This window comes from Bradyrhizobium sp. Kon10 (genome assembly GCF_055807395.1).
Map to the genome: position 1 here is coordinate 201,149 of NZ_JBVVOZ010000001.1, position 20,218 is coordinate 221,366.

Consider the following 20,218-nt stretch of genomic DNA (forward strand, 5'->3'; position numbering starts at 1 on the left):
GCTTTTGTTCGCCCCTGTCCGCATCCAAATCGACTATTTTCCGCCGCCCAGCGAGTGGACGTAGACCGCCATCGCCTTGATGGTGGCGGGATCGAGCCGCCCTTCCCAGGCCGGCATGACACCGGCGCGGCCATTGCTGATGGTCTCGATCAGGGTTGCCTCGTCGGAGCCATAGAGCCAGATCTTGTCGGTCAGGTTCGGGGCGCCCAGCTCCGGGTTGCCCTTGCCGGCCTCGCCGTGGCAGGCGACGCAATTCTCGGCGAAGATCTTCTCGCCCTTGGCGGCGTCATAGCCCTTGCGAGTCGGAAGACCCGACAGCGCGCGAACATAGTTAGCTGCTGTGACGATCTCGTCGGGCTTCAGCACGCCGTCCTTGCCGAAGGCGAGCATCTGGCCTTCATGCGTCTTGGCGTGACCGGAGCGCGCGCCGAACTGGATGGTCTGCATGATCTGGTCGAGCGTTCCGCCCCACAGCCAGTCGTCGTCGTTCAGGTTGGGAAAACCCTTGGCGCCGGCGGCGCCGCTGCCGTGACACGGGGCGCAATTGTCGCCGAACACGGTCTTGCCCTTGGCACGGGCGAGCGCCAGCAGCGCGGGATCCTTCTCGATGTCGGCGAGCGAGGCCGCACCCAGCGCGACCATCTTGTCACCGCGGATCTTCTCGAGGTTGGCGAGCTCGACCGCGACGTCGGCGCGCGAGGAATACCCGATCACGCCGCGCGTATGGCCCGAGATCAACGGCCAGGCCGGATAGACGACCCAGTAGCCGATCGCCCAGATGATGGTGAGGTAGAACGTAATCACCCACCAGCGCGGCAGCGGCGTGTTGAGCTCCTTGATGCCGTCCCACTCGTGCCCGGTCGTTGACCTGCCGGAAACGGAATCGAAGTCGCCGTGATGATCTGTCATGATCTCTTACTCCTCGCGCAACGGCAGGCGTGCCGCTTCGTCGAACGTGCCCTTGTTGCGGGGCCACAATGCGTAGGTGATGATCGCGAGAAAGATTGCGACGAAGACCGGGGTCCAGATCGTGGTGACGAGACCGGATGCGAGATTGTCGAGTGTCAGGATGGCTTTCATCGTTGATGCCTTCTCAGCGAAGATTGGCTTTCTCGTTGTAGATCTTGAAGTCGACCAGCGTGCCGAGCATCTGCAGGTACGAGATCAGCGCGTCCATCTCGGTCGGCGTCCCGGCCTTGCCATCGAAATTGCGCACTACCGCCTTGGCGTAGCGCTTGGTGAAGGCGTCGGAGCCGGCATTGTCCGGATCGGCCTGCGCCTTCATATCGGCGCCGGCGTTGGCGATCTGGTCGTCGGTATAGGGCACGCCGACGGTCCTCAAGGTGCGCATATGATCGGCGATCGTGTCGGGATCGACCTCGGTATGCGCCAGGAACGGATAACCGGGCATCACCGATTGCGGTACGATCGCGCGCGGGTTGGTCAGATGGGTGACGTGCCAGTCGTCGGAATATTTGGCGCCGACGCGAGCCAGATCAGGCCCGGTACGCTTGGAGCCCCACTGGAACGGGTGGTCGTACATGCTCTCGGCGGCAAGCGAGAAATGGCCGTAGCGCTCGACCTCGTCGCGCAGCGGCCGGATCATCTGCGAATGGCAGAGATAGCAGCCCTCGCGGACATAGATGTTGCGCCCGGCGAGCTCCAGCGGCGTGTAGGGCCGTACCCCGTCGACCGCCTCGATCGTGCTCTTGAGATAGAACAGCGGGGTGATCTCGACGAGACCGCCGATCGCGATCACCAGCAAGATGCCGGCGATCAGAATGATCGAGTTTCTTTCGAAGACTTGGTGGCGTGTCCAGAACGACATGGAGAACTCCTCATTCCGCCGGCTGGAGAGCGACGGGCATCTGAACTTCCGCTTCGCCCACGCGAACGGTCATCCAGAGATTGTAGGCCATGATCAGCGCGCCGATCAGGAACAGCGCGCCGCCGCCGGCACGGATGATGTAGAAGGGATGCATCGCCTCGACGGTTTCGATGAAGGAATATTCGAGGAAGCCGAGCGAGGTGTAGGCGCGCCACATCAGGCCCTGGAGGATGCCGGACACCCACATCGCCGAGATGTAGAGAACGATGCCGAGCGTCGCGATCCAGAAGTGCCAGTTGACGAGCTTCAGGCTGTACAGCTGCTTGCGATTCCAGGCCCACGGCACCAGGCAGTACAGCGCGCCGAAGGAGACGAAGCCGACCCAGCCGAGCGCGCCGGAGTGCACGTGGCCGATGGTCCAGTCGGTGTAATGGCTGAGCGAGTTGACTACCTTGATCGACATCATCGGACCTTCGAAGGTCGACATGCCGTAGAAGGCGACGGAGACCACCAGCATGCGCAGCACGGGATCGGTGCGCAGCTTGTCCCAGGCACCCGACAGCGTCATCAGGCCGTTGATCATGCCGCCCCAGGAGGGCATCCACAGCATGATCGAGAAGGTCATGCCCAGCGTCTGCGTCCAGTCCGGCAGCGCGGTGTAGTGCAGATGATGCGGACCGGCCCAGATGTAGAGGAAGATCAGCGCCCAGAAATGGATGATCGAGAGCCGATAGGAATAAATCGGCCGCTCGGCGCGCTTCGGAATGAAGTAGTACATGATGGCGAGGAAGCCCGCGGTCAGGAAGAAGCCGACCGCGTTATGGCCGTACCACCACTGGAACATGGCGTCCTGGATGCCGCCCCACGCAACGTACGACTTCGAGCCGAACACCGAGACGGGGAGCGCGGGATTATTGCCGAGATGGAGCACGGCGATCGTCACGATGAAGGCGAGATAGAACCAGTTCGCAACGAAGATGTGCGGTTCCTTGCGCTTGATGAGGGTACCGAGGAACACCAGAAGATAGGTGACCCAGACGATCGTCAGCCAGAGATCCGCGTACCATTCAGGCTCGGCATATTCCTTCGACTGGGTGACGCCGAGCAAATAGCCGGTGCCGGCGATCAGGATGAAGAAGTTGTAGCCGACCACAACGAACCAGGGCGCGAGATCGCCGGCAAGACGCACGCGGCAGGTCTTCTGCACCACGTAGAACGACGTTGCGACCAACACGTTGCCGCCGAAGGCGAAGATCACCGCCGAGGTGTGCAGCGGCCTCAAGCGGCCAAAACTGGTCCAGGGCAGGTCGAGGTTCAGCGCGGGCCAGGCCAGTTGCGAGGCGATGATGAGGCCGACGAGGAAGCCCGCGATGCCCCAGAACACCGCCATGAAGGAGGAGAACTTGATCGGGCCCATATTGTAGTTGGGGCGGCCGTTGATCTCCGCAGGCGGCAGCGCCGCCGGCCGCTCGAAGTAGCGGTTCATGATGAAAAACACCGCGGCCAGGCTCGCAGCCGCGCTGAGCGCCGCGTGGAAGGCGAAGGGCGCGTCGACCGCCTTGGCCGAGGCGATCACGCAGAGAAAGGCGGTGACCGCAAACACGAGCGCCAGGCCGCTTTCACCTGTTGTCATGGATTTGGAGATGGAGGGCTGCTGCATCGCGGATTCTCTCTGAAAGAACACGAAGCCAGAAACCACATCCACGCTCGCGGGGAATTGATTGAAATCAAGGGAGATGGATTTCTGTTGATGCCGATGACGGGCCAATCGGGAGGCTGGCCAAATTCTTCAGGTCTTCGACGATTCGACGGCGCCAGTTGAAGTGCCCTCTCCCCTTGTGGGAGAGGGCAGCGAGAAATTGCGGCAATCTCGTTTGGGTGAGGGGTTGTCTCCGCATCGAAAGCCTCTCTGCGGAGCCAACCCCTCATCCGGCGCTTCGCGCCACCTTCTCCCACAAGGGGAGAAGATTGACTACATGGCACTCTACGACGCTCCATACGTCGCCATCAAGCCATTGTAATTATTTAAGTTATATCTACTGGACTAGTATCGGCTCCATGCCCATTTACCCCCATATTGAGGACACTTCGGGGGACACTCAGGGAAAATCATGGCTCGCCGGACACGTTCTACGTCGCTCGAAAATCGCACTCAACGCCTGAAACTCGCGACTCGCAAGAAGCCGTACACAGCGTTGATCGCGCCCGGCATCTTCCTGGCGTATCGCCGCAACGCAGGCCCAGGCACTTGGTCCGTGAAGGCAAACGGTTGGCTCAAGCGCTTCAGCCTCGCGGATGACCACGAAGATGCCAACGGCGAGAGCGTGATGACGTACTGGCAAGCCTTGGAGAAAGCCAAGTCGCTGGCCCGTGCCGGCGAAGGCAACAGCGAACAGCCAATCAGCATCGCGGCGGCCATCGATGCATATGAGACCGATCTAGAAACGCGCGATGGGCGCAAATACAATGCGACCCAGCTCCGTCTGCACTTGAGCGATGCTCTGAAGGCCAAAGCGGTCGCGCTAATCACCGAGCGCGAGTTGAGGGACTGGCGCGCCGGTCTGGTGAAGGAAGGACTGAAGCCCTCATCCGCTGACCGTATTGCGCGGTCACTGAAAGCAGCGCTGGCTCTGGCCGCACGGAATGACAAGCGCGTCACAAACACTTCCGCATGGCAGAATGGCCTGAAGAAGCTGCCTGACAGCGAAGTCGCGCGTAACGTAGTTCTGCCAGATGACACCGTCGTTGCTTTAGTGCGCGGCTCCTATGATGAAGATCCAGATTTTGGCCTTCTCATCGACGTTTTGGCGGAAACCGGGGCGCGCGAAAGCCAGGTATTCAAGTTGACGCCGCACGATCTACAGCAACATCATCCAGCGGCACCTCGCCTAATGATGCCAACAAGCAAAAAGGGAAAGAGCCGGAAGATAGAATATCGTCCGTTGCCGATCTCCCCGAGATTGGCCAGGGCGCTTCGGAAGCAGGCTGCAGGGCGAACCACTCACCATCCTCTTTTTAGCAAGATATGGAACTTGGCTGCGCTTCTCCGTCCAGTGGTTGATCGGCTCGCGCTGGGGCCGGAGGTGACGCCTTATGCCTTGCGCCACAGCTCCATCGTCCGTCAGCTCTTGAAGGGCGTGCCTACCCGCGTCGTTGCAGCTCACCACGATACGTCTGTTGCTATGATTGAGCGAAACTACAGCAGATACATCATTGGAGATGCAACAGAGGCGGTAACGCGCGCTGCATTGCTCGATCTGTGCAAGGTTGGTGCTGCAGTTGCCGCTTGAGCGGGTGCTTGGTGGATACCTACAAATCCGTGGCATAGAAAGCTCTCGCGATGGTCCAATTCAAAGCCACGTCGGTTCAGCCACAAATTATAGAGAAGGCAGCGGCGCCTCTTGGACTCGATGCCGATCATTTGCAACTCTTCGTCGAAGACGTTGAACGCAAGATTCGGGCATTTGTGAAGCTCAACGCTGAGCTGACAACGCTTCCGCCGGAGAACAGAGTTGCAGATGCGATAGATGATGAGATTGCATTCGTCGAGCAAGCGAGGGACAGGATATTCGAGCGATTGAACGGTCGGGAGCGCCGGATCGACGATCCAATGAGACCCGAGGACTTCTTTCGGACCGACGATCCAGTAAAAGCGGAAGAACTCGCGGCTCAAGCCTATGGGGTGCTCTCAGAGATAGCGGTGTTTCTTAAGGCCCGAGCGTCGGTGCTTCGCGCTTGGAAGCCTCGAAGCAAGAATGCGGCGCAGCCCCGCCGCGATCTCCTTTGGGGTCACCTCATTGAATTGTGGGTGACTGCAGGAGGCAAGGACTCCGGCAATGATGCAGCCCGATTCCTGATCGATGTGTCACGTCCGCTAATTCGTAACACGCCAACGGAGCCAGCGGTGGTCGAATGGCTGAGGAAGCGGCGCAACGCCCGAATGAATGGCTGACGCTTGTCAATCCAAAAGCCAGCATCTGATGCCCGCGCGTGGCTATTGGAATGCACTGAAACTGGTCTTGCTCTATAGCCCGTCCATCCGCACCGCAATTCAGAAGCGTGAGGACATCAAGACAGGAACCATGACAAGTCCACATCAATCCGCTGATACAAGCACAACCGCTTCGCGGGCTGCCTATACCATTCGAGAATTTTGCGCAGCGCACCGGCTTTCTGAGGCAATGTACTTTAAGCTGCGTTCTGCAGGGCTGGGGCCGCGTGAGATGCGCCTCATGCGTAAGGTAACGATCAGCGTCGAAGCAGCCACTGAATGGCGTCGTGCACGCGAGAGCGACACAGCAAACATGTCAGCGCCGACGAGCGCATAGCCAAACTTCAGTAGCTACTAGCCTTTCAATCCACAATCACACCGAGCATCCGCAGCCGCCTTCGTGGCGACGGCGACGGCTTTCTGCTGCCTGAATTAGCGAGCGGCTTCGCGCCCCTCCAGGACACCAATGACCTCGCTACCCTACACCATCTTTGATCGCTGCGGTCAGTTCGCGCGCAAGCGCTTTCTGCTCAAAGGCCTTTTAAATCGAGGCGAGACTTCGTCCCTCATAGGCCCTCCCGGCTGCGGCAAATCTGCCGTGCAGGCGGATATCGCAGTGCATTGCGCATCTGGTAGCGACTGGTGTGGATGTAAAGTGAAGAGCCCTTGTGGAGTCCTCATTCTTGCCCTCGAACGGGGCGACCTCTATCGACGCAGGCTCCACGCCTACTCGGTGCGCGACAGCGTCAGCAAACTGCCGATTGCTATCTGCGATGCGTCTCTCGACCTCCTCGATGAGAGATGCGTCGATATCGTCGCCGCGACTGCACACGCTGCCGGGGATGAGTTTGCACGCGAGATTGGTCTTATCATAATCGACACGTTTTCGAAAGGGATCGCGGCGGGCGGAGGAGATGAAGACAAGGCCCGCGACCAGAACAGGGCTGCAATACACATTCGCGAATTGCACCAGCGCCTCGACGTTCATGTCGCGTGTGTGGGGCATACAGGGAAGCGCGTAGATCGCGGTGAGCGCGGTTCAAATGCGCACCTCGCCGACGTGGATTTGCTGATGCAGATTGGCGGGAAGGGACACGCTAAGACAATCGAAGTTGTTAAAGCCAACGATCAGGCAGTCCGGGCGATTGGAACGTTTTCAATCGAAGAGTTCTCGGTAGGCGTGGATGAAGACGGCGATCCTATCACAGCCGGCATCGCCTCTGCCTCTCATCAGGTTGCGTCCCAGTCGGGCAACAGGAGGCCGAGCCCAGCCTCGATCAGAGCGCTTGCCACCCTCGAACGACTAGCGTGTGAGGCTGGCCAGTTCAAACTGCCGCTCATTTCTTGGCGCGATGCGTGTATGCGCGATGGCTTGGTCGATAGGGCGAAGCCGGCAAGCGCCCGTGCTTTGATGTCGAAATACATGCGCGAGCTAAGCGCCGCAAAGCTTATCTTTCGAGACGCTGACTTCGTAGTCGTGAGCCAGGACAGCGTCGAAACCCTTCGAGCGCAATCGACGAAACGTCACGAAACCGACGTGGAAAACAGGGCGCAGCCGAGTGGCAACGCCCACACCGCACCACGTGAAACAACTGCAACCGCGCCCCTATAAGGGCGCGGGCAGTGGTTTCCGCACGGCGGTTGGCCATCTCTGAACGTCACCTCGAAAGGAACGCATATGATGCGAGTCAATCCTAATTCACCCGCTCAGTAGGCGACACAAACGTTCGCGTCGCAAATCATCAAAATGTTGAATGAACAGAGAGTCATCAATGAACAATCATCGTGAAATCGTCGAAACATTCCTGTCCGCTCCCCGCAGCCTTCGGTCGCCTGAGGAATTGCTGTCTTACGTTCGCGAAAGATACTCGCGCGCAACCGAGACTGAAATCAGCCGAGCCAAGGAGGAAGCGGCGTACATACTGGAGCAAACAAAGTCTCGCCGGGAGGAACAGGCGGAATTGGATCGGGAGCAGGCGACGCGCGAACTGGCGCAGCTCGAAAACGACCTTTGGCTGGTGAGCCGGTGGAGGCTCTCCGAAGGAAAGGTCGTGTATTGCCCAGAGCATACCTTTGACGACGACGTGCCTTTTTGAGCGGCGGCCTCGGGGCTCTCCTCAAATTGAAAAGGTACTTCGGAGGCCCCGCGCCGCATCGGGTCACGCGCAAGGGTTCCATGGGTGCAGCCCCAGCAAAATTGCAATTCTGCTACTACACCACCACTAAGCGAAACGACGGATGCAAATGACCAAGCTATATTCTATCAATGCCCTCTCGCTGGAACTTGAGAGGGATCGCGGCACCATACGGCGGGCCCTCCGTGAGGTGGCACCGGACGGCTATGATCGTCATCAACCGCGCTGGTTCCTTGCAAACGCAGTCGCCGCCCTGGAGCGTCGGTCATACCGCCCTCTGCGCAGCACCGGACGATATATTGACCTTTTTTCCTTCCAGCGGCCGACCCGCCTCGATGCGCTGCGCTCCGACTACGACGCGCAGCTCCTCGCGATCTTGGAGGAGAAGTCACCGGAGCGCAAACGCGAACTGGCCCTGGTCATGGCACCGCTACTTGATCGGTATCAGGTGGCATTCGTGGAGATCGCCCGCGCGATCAACGCGTGCGACGAGATCGCAATCGAGAGCCGCGCTGGTTTGATCTTCACCGAGCAGATGGAAGCGGTCAGTAGGGCAGCGGAGTGGCCTCGCCACAGCGATTTCTGGGTCAAAATGCTCGAAGCCATGGACGCCGCCGACAGCGCTGAACGCGAAGCCAGTCTCTCCGATATGGACTAGTGTCACCCAATGCCAATCGACGACAATAATGTTGATGGCGGAGGCGATCTGCGCCTCTCCTTGACTAAAGAGGAAGCGAAAGCGCTCCAAAGCATCAATGCGAAATGTGGTTACAGGTTTCAAGCTAATTTGCATTGGCTTGATGCCTGTGATCAGGGCGACGTGCTCGGCGCCGAAGAAGCAGCAAGCGTAGCAGGCTGCTCGGCCGAGACTATCCGGCGATGGTGCAAAAGAGCCGCGCAGCAAGGTAGCCCCATCGGACGGCGTTTCGCTGGGAGCACTTGGTTGATTTCGGCGAGTCGTCTCCTCGATTGGATCGAAAGAGATCAAGATTTGCATGCGCGTCTGGCGGCGCAAACTCGCTGGAGAAATGTTGTCAAAACGAGGTTGGCGCCACAGTAAGTTGCCAGCGCTGTGGCTCCGGCCACACCCAATCACGAGCGAAATAGAGCGTCATCGATTACATTCAAACGTGAGGGCGCAATCCAGCGCATTTAGAAGGACAAGAACTAAAATGTTTATGCGAAAACAGCGAACCGAACTGGAAAATATTGAGGCCGAACTTGAGAAGTTGCGCGGGCGAGAGGTGCTATTGAATGCTCGCCGCCATGGTGCGCAGACCGCGCTCTCGACGGCGGTAGCAGAGCGACAGCAGCACTTGCTGAGTGGAGATATAGAAGACGCAGAAGCGACGAATTCTCACCACAGTCGTGTGGGTATGGCGCAATCTGATTTGAGAGCGCTTGAGGATGCGCTGGCCACGCTCAGCGAAGATATTAGCAACGCAGAGAGGCGGCGCAATGCGGAGAACGACCGGACCATGCGTCTCGCGATCTCCAAACATCTCAAGCAACAGGGTGAAATGGTCGGGGTGGAAATCCAAGAATGGTTGGCCAAAACGCGTGAGTTGTCATCGCGTCTTGAGGCCCTTGAGCCTGCATCTTGGAATGCTGGCTCTCTGAGTCGTTCGTTGGCTCAAGTTTCTCTAGAGTTCGAAGTCGCTTTTGGCGTCGCTCTCAGAGAGGTCGCTCAACGGGCGTCAACCCTTGAAAACAGCAATGAGGTCCTTTCCACTGCCTTGCAGGGATTGGCGGCCTGAACGAACGAGTAAGCAGAATGAAACTTCAGGATATTTGCGGTCAACAGACGCGGTTTGCGAACACTGCACCTCAGCCGCAGACATATGACAGCAGCACCCGCAGCGTGCATGCCATCATTTCAATGGGCAGCCCCGTGCGGCGGACGTATGGGACGGAGGTATTGCGAATTGCACCCGATGCTGTGATCCTTGATCGCCTGACGACCAGCGGCGTGCCCTTGCTCGACTCGCACCTTCAGCGCGGCATCGAGAACCATCTCGGTCGGATCACCGATACTTGGTTCAACCGAAACGCGCTGATGGGCAAGATCGTTTTCAACGATACCGAGCGCGGTCGCGTCGCAGAGGGCATGGTTGCCCGTGGCGAGATTGCAGGTATTTCGGCCGGGTACATCGTTTGCGATTGGGAGATTTCCGACGGCGACGGCAAGGTGCTCGATCCGGAAAAGGATCGCGTCCGTTTGGATGACGATCTCACGTACACCGCTGTACGGTGGGAGCTGTTGGAAGCGTCACTCGTGTCGGTGCCTGCCGACAGTAAGGCGACCATTAGGAGCCTTCCCATCGACCACCAAGATGGGCTCCGCGCTAGCGCATTGGCGCGCATGGAAGCTCGAATGCGGCAGCTCGGTATCCAAGGTACCACGCGAGACGCGCTCTTACGCATGCGCGCGCGGCAACGGATGATTGATCGGATGCGGCAGATATGACTACCAATATAGAACGGGACCGGAGTGAGGAAGGTGCCTCGATTGCGACGGCGCAGCGTTCGCCCGCTGACGACATGCGGATTGCTTTTCACGAGGCTGGACATCTGATTGTGTCCAGAGCGCTTGGCATTCCAGCATTCGCCACCATCGAGCCCGGCGAAACCTTCTCAGGCTTGTGCTGGAACGAAAGCTACAGGCGCTCGGAAGAGGGCGATAACGACGACACCAACGTCCCTGCTGTCGCAGAGTTGCTTCATAAGCTTATGCCGAAGGACGGAGAAGTCCGGGACGGAGCTGCCGCCGAGTATCTTACGGTGTTCGCGCAAATCGTGATCAAGATGGCGGGAATGGCAGCCGAGCGGCTGTTTCGCCCTGACGAAGCCCCCTGGGAAGCCGAGAGCGACCGCGCCGAAGCCGTGGCGTTCGCATCAATCATCTGCACTTCCGCCGAGTCTGGGGCTGCATTCGTCGAATTTGGGCTCGCCGAGGCATCGGCTCTCCTTTGGAAGCATCGCGGCGCAGTGAAGGCGGTCGCGAATGCACTCGTACAGAAGCGGACGTTGGATGATCGAGACGAGATCGATCGCCTGATAGCTTTCGGCCTCGAACAGGAGCGCCGAGCGCCTTGGCGGCAGGTCTCTGAAAGGGCGGTAGCAATCCGTAGGCGCTTGCGGTCCGCTGAAGGTTAGCAGAAACCTATGATCGCGCCGAATGTGAACGCACCGGCCGCAATGTTGGCAAGCGTCTGCACCAGAGGCGCGAGTTTTCGGCGAGGCCAAGCATGAAGGTCCTCACCATCAACTGATTGTGTATACCATGCCTTAGTAACTTCCGCTGCACGTGCAGGCTTCGTATGGTCGCTCAGGACCCAGCAAGGCAGGGTGGAATGTTCAGGATCAACAAGGATGCAAATTCAATTGAGCCTCTTAGGTCTCAAACCTTTAGCGAGTTAGGCTTCCGGGAGCGACAGCATCTCCAAGAGTGGATAGCCAAGAGCCCTTCTTGCCTCGGCGAAGAATTGCTCATTATCCAGAAGGAGTTCGCGGGCTTTTCAGACACCAATGAGCGCTTAGACCTTCTTGCCATTGACAAGCAGGGATCGCTCGTTCTGATCGAGAACAAACTGGATGACACAGGACGCGACGTAACGTGGCAGGCGTTGAAATACGCATCGTACTGCTCAAGCCTCTCGAAAGAGAACATTAGGAGCATCTTTCAGGACTATTTGGACAGGACCAGTCAAGGTGAAGATGCAAAAAGCGCGCTCGTGGAGTTTTTGGACGCGGAAGACTACGACGAGGTAACCGTCAACAAGGGCTCGACACAGCGAATAATCTTGATCGCGGCTAACTTTCGCAAAGAGGTCACTTCGACCATTCTGTGGCTGCTGAACTTCAAAATGCGCATTCAATGTTTTCGAGTGACGCCATGGCGTTCGGCCAACGACATTTTCCTAGGCGTAGACCAGATTATTCCGACCAAAGACGCTGAGGAGTACATGATTGGTCTAGCGTCCAAATCGCTGGACGAAGTGGAGGCCGCAGCAGGAGAGAAAGCTCGAAACAACGTAAGACGACAATTTTGGGCGGAACTGCTCAAGGCGGCTGGATCAAAGATGCCACGGTTCGCGAACCTCTCGCCCAATCATTCCCACTACATCTCTGCCGGGTCAGGTTTGCGCGGAGTGCCATACAATTTTGTTGCGGCTAGGTCCTTCGCGCGCGTGGAAATTTACATCGACCGCGGCGAGAAGGAGGAGAGCAAGGCGATATTTGATGAGCTAAGTGGACAGAAGACCGTCATTGAAACGGCGTTTGGCGGTCCGCTGGTCTGGGAAAGGTTGGACGATAAGCGCGCGTCGAGGATCAAGTGTGAAACGCCCGGCGATCCGTTTGATGAGGCGCAACGCCCAGCACTTATGTCATTCATGATCGACGCAATGATCCGGCTAGAAACCGCGTTCAAAGATCCGTTAGGACAAATCCAACGGAAATTGCGGAGCAAGTCGCAAGAGGATTAATTATTCTGATTTAGCGAATCTGCAGTTGCGCCGTCGGGCAAAACAGTGGTTTATGGGGTGCTCCTGATCGCATAGAGGAGCTGTCTCATATGACGGAGGAAGGCGAGGCTTCCGAGCTGGCAAAGATCGCCAAGCTCAATGGCGACTTCAAACGAAACTATGGCGCGCTACTCGGAGCGTTCCTTTACCTGAGGTCCATCAGCGCTGCGCGTGGTCGTTCGTGGTTCTGGGGCGGTTTGCTTTCGGTCGTTGGCTCGGTTGCTTTGGGCTGGTTGGCTCGGCACGGGTGGACGCCCGCCCCATTATTCTGACGACTATGATCGAATCCTGCGCATGGGAAGGCAGCGCGTCTTCTGCGCGCCCCAGCGCACAGCAGTTCCAATTGACGGAACCCCAAAATGAGGCTCGGATATGGCCTGTGCCGGTTACCGCCGTCCCGGCACATTGGAATGACGGCCCCGACCGCAACGCCCCCCATGCCGGTCGGGGCCGATTTCGGTCTGCTCCATTGAACAGCACCATTTGATCAGAAAGAGCCAAAGCCTCTAGGATCGCCCGGTTGGATTTCCGAATTTTTTGTGAGGTGGCGTTATGTCGAGTGCGATTCAGTTGATTGTGGAAGGATACGCCCGGCTAGGGGACCGGCGGGCCTTGGAAAACCTGCGAATGCATCGCCGACGACCTCAAGGCGATGAAGGGCTTCGATTGCAGCCGTTCAATTCGGTTGATCGAGGAAGACATCGCGGCGGCCGAGGCAGGACTGGCCAATTTGCCCGATGCTTTCGCGGAGGCGTCTCGAACGCTCGCCGCGTGAGTTTCGTGAATACATCCAGCTCTAAGACGAGGAATTGCGCACACGCTTACCCACAGACAGAGATTAACCGCGCTACCCCGGCGGCGCGTAGGTGCTGCAGGTAGAAGGTTGATCTCAGAACGCCATTCTGCGCTCGCTAGTCTCCGGCGTCCGCTCCATACGGCCTGATCCTGCTACGCCGCTACATTCGTTGGAATAAGGACGCTCGCGTGGCCCAACTCAACATCGAGGTTGGCAGCAGTTTCATGAATTCTTAGCGAGTGCACTCGATTTTTTCCTGCGCTTTTTGCATGATAAAGTGCCCTGTCCGCTCGCTCCTTTATCGAACTTAGTGTGTCCGCTCCGTTCTCGCCGCACGCAAGGCCGACGCTTGCAGAAATCTGCAGCTCAATATCCCCGATGGTGTACGTGAGCTTCAGGGCCTTCACTAGTTTCTCGCCCAGCTCCCTTCCTGTGTCCAGATTAATATCTGGGGCAAACAAGATACCGAATTCGTCCCCGCCGAGCCGGGCGGGAAGATGCTTGGTTCCGAGCGTTTCTCTTATCCGGATGGCGACCTCCTTTAGCAGATCGTCACCGGCTCCATGTCCATGTGTGTCGTTGACCGCTTTGAAGCCATCCAGATCGATGAATGCGATAACGTAGTTGGAGCGGGTCGAACGACTGCTCTCTAAGGCATGCTGAGCCCGTTCCTCAAAGCCGCCCCTATTTGTCAGTCCGGTCAAGTGGTCGGTTTGTGCCACTACGGAAAGACGGTATTCAGCGAGTGCTTGAGCCTTCATCCGCTCATGGACGACCAAAATTGTCCTTGCGATAGCGATCAAGAAATACGTCAGGATGACGCCGACAAAGAAGCTTTCTAGGGTCCCAGCAACTATCGCTGTGACGATGATTGGACCGAACAACAGACACGAATGAACAATTGTCGCCTTCGGGAACCCCCCCGCGCCGCGGCTCACAAAACCAATCACGGCAGTAGCAGCTCCGATCGCAGTAATCTCGATTGACACTGCATCTTCCAAATAGGCCGCCCGAATTGCTAGAGCTGCCAAAAGCGACGACAACAAACAGCCTATCCCGATTATTATGACAGCCGAGCAGGTCGCCAGTTTTGGACCTCCATTCCGGCTATAAAGATGCGCTAAGATCAAGGTAATAACCATTCTGCTGACCGAAAGAATGGTCATCGCCGCCGCAAGCGCAATGAGCCAATTGTCGTGCGTTCGCAACCAGAGGACTACAGTGGCTAAACCGAACCCGGCCCCGTACACCCCGAACGCAGAAGGTTCAGCGAATACTACCTGTTCTTGCAGCTTCGCTTTTACGCCCTCTGGCAGATCGCTTTTTCGGTCAACCATCTTGTTAAGCACAGCTTTCCTCCAAGCACTGGTGCCAAAGGATCGCTGTAATAGATTGCATTTAGGTGGAGTTAGAAGGCTAAGGCTACCTTCCTAAGATTTCGAGCCTTTTAAGCAGTCTCATCCAACCGAACGGCCCATCTCTGACCTCCCAACCGGCGCCGGTGATGTCCGCTCCCGGTGCTCGACCGGAAGTAGGGAGCCGCGATGCCGAAAGGGCGCTTTTGACCCAAAGCCGACATGCCGCCGTTCAGGCTGCGGAGCCTGAGAATTGAAAGCTTTTCAAGAGAAGGTACCGCTGAAGCAATGCTATTGGCGGAGCAACGATTGCGTATGGGACAGAAAGAAAAACGACTCCAAACGCGAACCAGATCACGAAGCCCAGCGGCTCAAAGATGAGCAAGATAGGGTTGATCTTCCAGACAGGAAAAACGATCAATGAAACAACGCAGCCAACGACCATAAGTGACGCAATGATCGCGCTGACGATGCTGAAAGCCGCTCCGACAAGTATCAATGTCTGGCTCAGCGAGTAGTCACGTTGACGAAAGATCATCACGTACCAGCACACCGGATAAACAATCAGGCCAGGAGACGCGAAGACGACCATCTTTGCGAGCGTGGAGTGCGGGCTCTTGTCCCCAAACCAAACAAATAGCAGTACGAACATCACAGCTAAGGTCAATGCTGCAACCGCAACGGCGCTGAGCATTCCTGTCCAAAGAAACCGAGGCGACCACATAGCTCGGCACCCTCTGCCAAATACGTAAATTTAACTTATAAGAACAATTTAAGGATGTCAGCTTCTGGCCCGAAGGCGAAGATCGCCATCGCGTCCGGCACGTCGGCAGTCGAGGCCAGACCGGACATCGGGAGGACGCGAGCAAATCGACGCGAATGACCCATAGCTGACCTTCGGCCCACATACTGAAAATTCAGCATGCGTGACGCTTTTGGTTGACTCAAGGGCTGGATGCAACCAAGTGGACCAGATGCGATTTGCCCCTTTGCGCCTCGGCGCTTTAGCCCTCCTTGCGCTCTGTCTTGCAGGATGCGGGAAAAGCGAGAGCTATCGTTACAAGCTGACTGTGGAGGTCAATACGCCGGAGGGCGTCAAACGAACGTCTAACGTCGTCGAAGTTCAGTTCTCCGGCGTCTCAGTTCCCGCGCGTGGCGTGATGCACGAACTGAACGGTGAAGCCCTATACCTCGATCTTGGTGGCGGAAAACGTCCACTGATCGTCTCAATCGGGAACCGACTTCATCCCCGTTATGGCAACGATGTGCGTTGGTCGCGTGACGGAGGGCCAAGCGAAAGCCTACTGTCCGAGCTTTACGGTGCCCAACTAAAGGGCGATGATCTTCTTGAGAAAATCTCTTCGCTCTCAACAAAAAGAGGCTCTCATGAGATCCGTCCCGATGATCTTCCTGACCTCTTGACGTTCGGGGACGTCAATGTGCCGAGCAGTGTCATGGAAGTTGATCGTCACAATCTCCCGGCCTCACTTGGACAAAACGTGAGCTGGGCTAAGGTCACTCTTGAGGTTACCGCTGAGCCCGTCACGAAAAACATCAATAGTAAGCTGCCATGGTTGCAAGAATACTTTGAAAAGAATCTCAGATTGGATGGAGCCGGCCACGGAGCGAAGCGGGAGTTGGCTAACATTCTGAGCTGGTCGGATTTCGAGCAGACCCGCGACTTGAAACGAACTCGGTAGCCAGAGCGACCCGCTATCGTTTGTCTGCTTGTGGCCCAAAGCAGGCCGACCCGAAAACCAGCCCGCATGTCTGCTCCTGAAATTAGTGCGGACGTCGGCCAAACCAGCGCATCCCCATTATGAGTACGCCCCTCGATAACAGCATTTCACCGTGACGCTGCTTTAGTTTTATAGGCTTCGATCATCGCGGTAGGCACGTCGCCCGGATAGCAGAGCGGCGCAGCACCGCCCGGACGAGAATATGCGCTTCGTCCGCCGCAGGCTCTGCCGTTGCGCATGAGATCGTCCGGACATGCGCAAGGATGACCCGTCGCGTGATACTGATCCCTGCTGGATCGAACGATGATCGCGGCGATAGCTGCCGCCGTAAGAGCGACCTCGACCTTCCGTTTGACTCCGCTCTGCTGTGGCGACTGGGTCGGCTGGCTTGCATTCGGCGTCGGCAGCGAAGGAGCGAAGCCGGGCTGAGACCTCGCCGTTGGTGCATCCAGCGACGCATCGGCGAAGGCAACGCTCCTTCCGACAGCAGCGGCCGGCACCGCAGGCGGTCTTGGCCCGACCGACGGCGTGTCGTGGCGGCCCACCGAATAGGCCGCCAAAGCCGTAAGCCCCAGAAGGACGATGACTGCTCCGGCCCGCATGGCTCCCTTTGGCTGTACTAAGCTCCAGCCGGTCCTTGCGCGATGTCAATAACGTGCCGATCAGAACCGACAGTGATGACGATGGTGTAAGTCTTCGGCCCTCCGCCGTCGCTGGCAACGGGCGGGGCTAGGTGTAGCTGCCCACCGTACCACTCTCCGGAGATGAGCGTGTTGTCCTTAATAACCGACTGCTCAAGGACCGCCATGTTGCGCTGCCCGGCTTCCACCGTTGAAGCGATCATAGCTTCATTCTGCGCGCTCGCATTGCCCTGCGCGATAGCGGCGGCGGTCGGGCTGTAGAATGTGCCTGTCCTACCGCTTGGGGTCGTGTAATGGCCGTACCCGGCTTGCGACGCACTGTATGCGTTTCCTGCCGCTGCCAAGCCTGTGAAGATCGCCGCAGCGACCTGCCGGTTCTTTTCTTCTTGGACCAGCATCTCGTAAGTGACGACCTGCATGCCGTAGTCGGAGCCTGCGACATGCTGCGTCGCCTCGACCTGCGCTACCCGGAAATCTACGGGGGTCTTGCCTAGGTTGTTAATGCCAACGACAAAGACCGGCCGGCCGTTGGTTTGAAATTGCCGAGACGCAGGGCGGACGAGCACCAGCGAATTCTTCTGGCGAGACACTAGAGCTGCTTGCCCGTCTCGCATCATCGCCTGCTGCTGTGGATTAGATGGCCGAAACTGAACCGTTTCGGCGTTGGTTACGCAACCGCCCAACGTGGCGCATAGCGCCAGGATGCCCATTTTACGCATGACTTACCCCCAGACCCGCGCTGATAAAAGCGCAGCCAGCGGGCGAGATCAATAGAAAGCACCTTAGCACTGCAATCGCGGCATATAGACGTTAGTTGTGTGCGTACGAACGAGTTCCAGCTTGAGATGAGGCGGCGACTTGAGGAGAACGTGAGCCGTTCAGTTTGCGCCTCAGGAAAGAAACCATGAAGAAGATGATCATTGTCGCTGCAGCGCTGCTCTGCTCTGCCACGTTCGCTCAAGCCAGAGGCGGTCACGGCGGCTTCCGCGTCTCGTATGGAGGAGGCCATCATACGTATAGCCACGGCGGGTCCTACGCCGGTGGATCAGGATCGTCGCACCGGGGTGGGCAGTACCGCAACGTGAATACGGGCAATCGCTACGGTACGCATCAATAGAAGAGATCGGCGACACTGCGCGGCATCGAAGTGTTGCCGCGCAGTTTAGGTTTTGACCTATGAACAGATATCGAAATTTCACCAGCTTTCGCTCACTGGGAACAGCACTAAGCGCCGGTGCGCTTTATCGCGGGCCGCTCTGCATTGGCTCATCGCTGCCGACCAACCATGTGCTGAGTATGTCGGCTGTTTACGAAACAGCAGAGAACGCTTTAAGCCGATCATCAAGTGGTCGCGCTCGCGCTCAGCCAAGCCGGCGCGAGCGCGCGAGATGGGTGCGAGCGGCGATCAGGGTGTCTTCACAATAAACCGCCCATCGAAGAGACCGGCACCCTTGAACGTGCTCTTGACGCTCTCAAAGCCGCCGGTGCCTGTCGCGTTTGCGTAAGCGCCCGTTCCGGACAGGATCGTATATTCACCCTTCGTCTGGCCGTCCTTGATCGCCCCGGTGTAGCGCGCTGTAATCGAAGACCCGTCTTCGAATGTATAGGTGCTGTATCCGAACATCGGCCCTGAACCTTTGAGCAGGTCTGCAGAGTGGACGAACTCCTTCACAGCCACGCGGCCATCTTTGAAGTAGGCCACGCCAAACATTTTGCCGGACATCACCATCTCACCTTCCACGTTTGCGACCTCTGTAACCTTGAGATCGATTGGCCTAGTAACGAGCTTGAACTCAAGGACCTGCTCGCCGGCAAATGCTGTCGAGGCCAACGTAAGAAGTGCTCCTGAGAAGAAAAAAGAACTGAAGCGCATGGCATAATACTCCCGCCGTAAGGTGAAAATAATTCCCGCTCTCGTAGCAATTTCACAATAACACAACAGGCGCCATCCTGCGAACGCCCGGACTTGTGGCAACACGGCTGACTGAAAATGGAGCGGGACAGCTTGAAATCGCTCCGGTTCAGCCGAACAGCGGCCTTGGCGATCTTGTGATCCTCTCGCTCCAGTATCTTTGAGTTCGTTTTTGCATCAGCAAGCAAGTAAGCCAATCGTCCTTTGAGCGTTTGGAATTGGCGCAGCCTGTGAATGGGCTCACATCGGACAATGATCGCCGGGCGCTATGATTACCGGATATTCACGGTGGAATTTTTTATAGTGATGCTCAAACGATGGGGGTATCCATGCCCGCCATATTCGACCTGCTCTATCGGGAATATTGCCGCGCTCGCCTCGCTGAAATGCGGAAGCAGCTCCTCATCGCCCCCGCAACTCCTCAGGTCCTGCAAGTGGATGACCATCCTGCGGATCAAGGTGGCGCTCGTGGGACGGATAGGCGGCAGGACGAGCGCCCTGCTGCTAACCTGCGTGAAGAGGCCGGGTGTGACAAGCGGGCCGCCAGTTGCACTGGCGCCGCTGGTCGGTAGTGATGCCGCGATTGTTGTGAGCCAAAACTGGTCGGGCCCTACTGGACCCGGCTCATTCCCTGCTTAGCGGCCCGCAAGGGTCGGACGTAATAGCCCTGTGTCTGAACGGCTGACTTGATCTCGTCGCTGACCTTCTGAACTCTTCTTCTGGTCCTGCGCCATTTCTTCTTGTAGCAAAACGTGGGCATAGGAGAGCCGGTGCTTAGAACCAGCAAGTCACGCTTGTCACTGTGATAGACTTCGTACATGTCGCCCCCCGATCACGAATTATCTTTCGGTTGTCCCGGCCAACAGCTTACTACCTTGAATGGATATGCGGGTGGAAATTTGAAGATTGAGAGCGAATTTAGGCAACACTGACAGCCTGTGAATTGCGGGGAAATCAAGAGCGGACTGACACGATCAACTTAGATTTTTGTTGTTATGTTGTGTCTATGCCACGCCAACCCACCAACTCCGCCCTAGATGAATACGAGCTGGCCGTCGATGAGATCGTCGCCGCTTGTGACGGTGACCTGCGCGGTGCGCTCCGAGCGCTGATGCTCCTCAATGAGCAGTTGGAGCACGAGCTGGCGCTTATGAGTGGGGTCCGTGCTCCAGACCAGAGGCTGCATTAAAAGCAAGCTGGGAGTGGCATCGTCGCATGCCCCACCGCATCATCGTCATACCGGTCCCGGCTTCCGTGTTGCGGATCACAGGCGCTCGGTTGGTCGGGAATACGCC

At 57.6% G+C, this 20,218-nt stretch carries 23 protein-coding genes; 15 read left to right on the forward strand and 8 right to left on the reverse strand.

Translation table 11 applies throughout. The annotated features are described in order from the left end of the window. Positions 1-33: 33 nt before the first annotated feature. From ccoP to ccoN, 4 genes are read right to left on the reverse strand one after another with little or no spacing between them, the layout of a single operon-like run. A complete protein-coding gene (ccoP, locus tag AC0L2O_RS00915) occupies positions 34-909 on the reverse strand; it encodes a cytochrome-c oxidase, cbb3-type subunit III (protein ID WP_473368363.1) in 876 nt (291 codons plus the stop codon). A gap of 6 nt (positions 910-915) precedes the next feature. Further along, positions 916-1,080 (reverse strand): cbb3-type cytochrome oxidase subunit 3, encoded by a 165-nt coding sequence (locus tag AC0L2O_RS00920; RefSeq protein ID WP_369725545.1) that lies wholly within the window; start codon positions 1,078-1,080, stop codon positions 916-918. A 13-nt stretch (positions 1,081-1,093) separates the two neighbouring features. Beyond that, positions 1,094-1,828 carry a cytochrome-c oxidase, cbb3-type subunit II gene (gene ccoO / locus AC0L2O_RS00925; RefSeq protein WP_369725546.1) on the reverse strand — a complete coding sequence of 245 codons (735 nt, stop codon included), beginning with the start codon at positions 1,826-1,828 and terminating at the stop codon, positions 1,094-1,096. Between the two features lie 10 nt (positions 1,829-1,838). Next, complete coding sequence (gene ccoN, locus AC0L2O_RS00930; RefSeq protein WP_473368364.1) at positions 1,839-3,488, reverse strand: cytochrome-c oxidase, cbb3-type subunit I; 1,650 nt, start codon at positions 3,486-3,488, stop codon at positions 1,839-1,841. A gap of 451 nt (positions 3,489-3,939) precedes the next feature. Between ccoN and AC0L2O_RS00935 the strand changes: the two genes are divergently transcribed. The 12 genes from AC0L2O_RS00935 (at position 3,940) to AC0L2O_RS00990 (ending at position 13,255) form a co-directional block, all read left to right on the forward strand. Continuing rightward, positions 3,940-5,118: a tyrosine-type recombinase/integrase gene (locus tag AC0L2O_RS00935; protein ID WP_473368365.1), complete on the forward strand. Its 1,179-nt coding sequence runs from the start codon at positions 3,940-3,942 to the stop codon at positions 5,116-5,118. 50 nt (positions 5,119-5,168) lie between these two features. After that, positions 5,169-5,780: a hypothetical protein gene (locus AC0L2O_RS00940; RefSeq protein ID WP_473368366.1), complete on the forward strand. Its 612-nt coding sequence runs from the start codon at positions 5,169-5,171 to the stop codon at positions 5,778-5,780. Between the two features lie 505 nt (positions 5,781-6,285). Further along, on the forward strand, positions 6,286-7,431 hold the full coding sequence (locus AC0L2O_RS00945) for an AAA family ATPase (protein WP_473368367.1): 1,146 nt from the start codon (positions 6,286-6,288) through the stop codon (positions 7,429-7,431). Positions 7,432-7,591: 160 nt separating this feature from the next. After that, positions 7,592-7,915 carry a hypothetical protein gene (locus tag AC0L2O_RS00950; protein WP_473368368.1) on the forward strand — a complete coding sequence of 108 codons (324 nt, stop codon included), beginning with the start codon at positions 7,592-7,594 and terminating at the stop codon, positions 7,913-7,915. A gap of 148 nt (positions 7,916-8,063) precedes the next feature. Then, entirely contained in the window at positions 8,064-8,612 is a 549-nt protein-coding gene (locus tag AC0L2O_RS00955) for a hypothetical protein (RefSeq protein ID WP_473368369.1), read from the forward strand. Positions 8,613-8,621: 9 nt separating this feature from the next. Then, a complete protein-coding gene (locus AC0L2O_RS00960; protein WP_473368370.1) occupies positions 8,622-9,014 on the forward strand; it encodes a helix-turn-helix domain-containing protein in 393 nt (130 codons plus the stop codon). A gap of 112 nt (positions 9,015-9,126) precedes the next feature. After that, on the forward strand, positions 9,127-9,711 hold the full coding sequence (locus AC0L2O_RS00965; protein ID WP_473368371.1) for a hypothetical protein: 585 nt from the start codon (positions 9,127-9,129) through the stop codon (positions 9,709-9,711). 17 nt (positions 9,712-9,728) lie between these two features. Next, the gene (locus AC0L2O_RS00970; RefSeq protein ID WP_473368372.1) at positions 9,729-10,421 is read left to right on the forward strand and encodes an HK97 family phage prohead protease; all 693 of its coding nucleotides are present in this window, start codon (positions 9,729-9,731) and stop codon (positions 10,419-10,421) included. Beyond that, a complete protein-coding gene (locus tag AC0L2O_RS00975) occupies positions 10,418-11,110 on the forward strand; it encodes a hypothetical protein (RefSeq protein WP_473368373.1) in 693 nt (230 codons plus the stop codon). Before AC0L2O_RS00970 ends, AC0L2O_RS00975 begins: the two co-directional genes overlap by 4 nt. A gap of 197 nt (positions 11,111-11,307) precedes the next feature. Then, positions 11,308-12,441, forward strand: a complete 1,134-nt coding sequence (locus AC0L2O_RS00980) for a DUF4268 domain-containing protein (protein ID WP_473368374.1) — start codon at positions 11,308-11,310, stop codon at positions 12,439-12,441. Positions 12,442-12,530: 89 nt separating this feature from the next. After that, entirely contained in the window at positions 12,531-12,752 is a 222-nt protein-coding gene (locus tag AC0L2O_RS00985) for a hypothetical protein (RefSeq protein ID WP_473368375.1), read from the forward strand. Between the two features lie 380 nt (positions 12,753-13,132). Next, positions 13,133-13,255 (forward strand): hypothetical protein, encoded by a 123-nt coding sequence (locus AC0L2O_RS00990; RefSeq protein WP_473368376.1) that lies wholly within the window; start codon positions 13,133-13,135, stop codon positions 13,253-13,255. A gap of 173 nt (positions 13,256-13,428) precedes the next feature. Here AC0L2O_RS00990 and AC0L2O_RS00995 read toward each other — a convergent pair whose 3' ends face one another. Then, positions 13,429-14,625, reverse strand: a complete 1,197-nt coding sequence (locus AC0L2O_RS00995) for a GGDEF domain-containing protein (RefSeq protein ID WP_473368377.1) — start codon at positions 14,623-14,625, stop codon at positions 13,429-13,431. 238 nt (positions 14,626-14,863) lie between these two features. Further along, entirely contained in the window at positions 14,864-15,325 is a 462-nt protein-coding gene (locus AC0L2O_RS01000) for a hypothetical protein (protein WP_473368378.1), read from the reverse strand. 271 nt (positions 15,326-15,596) lie between these two features. Between AC0L2O_RS01000 and AC0L2O_RS01005 the strand changes: the two genes are divergently transcribed. Continuing rightward, on the forward strand, positions 15,597-16,331 hold the full coding sequence (locus AC0L2O_RS01005) for a hypothetical protein (protein WP_473368379.1): 735 nt from the start codon (positions 15,597-15,599) through the stop codon (positions 16,329-16,331). A 658-nt stretch (positions 16,332-16,989) separates the two neighbouring features. Here AC0L2O_RS01005 and AC0L2O_RS01010 read toward each other — a convergent pair. After that, the gene (locus tag AC0L2O_RS01010; RefSeq protein WP_473368380.1) at positions 16,990-17,730 is read right to left on the reverse strand and encodes a hypothetical protein; all 741 of its coding nucleotides are present in this window, start codon (positions 17,728-17,730) and stop codon (positions 16,990-16,992) included. A gap of 185 nt (positions 17,731-17,915) precedes the next feature. Between AC0L2O_RS01010 and AC0L2O_RS01015 the strand changes: the two genes are divergently transcribed. Next, a complete protein-coding gene (locus AC0L2O_RS01015; protein WP_473368381.1) occupies positions 17,916-18,128 on the forward strand; it encodes a hypothetical protein in 213 nt (70 codons plus the stop codon). 288 nt (positions 18,129-18,416) lie between these two features. On the opposite strand, the gene AC0L2O_RS01020 is transcribed toward AC0L2O_RS01015, so the two are convergent. Continuing rightward, positions 18,417-18,884, reverse strand: a complete 468-nt coding sequence (locus AC0L2O_RS01020) for a hypothetical protein (RefSeq protein WP_473368382.1) — start codon at positions 18,882-18,884, stop codon at positions 18,417-18,419. Positions 18,885-19,929: 1,045 nt separating this feature from the next. Between AC0L2O_RS01020 and AC0L2O_RS01025 the strand changes: the two genes are divergently transcribed. Continuing rightward, positions 19,930-20,112 (forward strand): hypothetical protein, encoded by a 183-nt coding sequence (locus AC0L2O_RS01025; RefSeq protein WP_473368383.1) that lies wholly within the window; start codon positions 19,930-19,932, stop codon positions 20,110-20,112. Positions 20,113-20,218 lie beyond the last annotated feature (106 nt).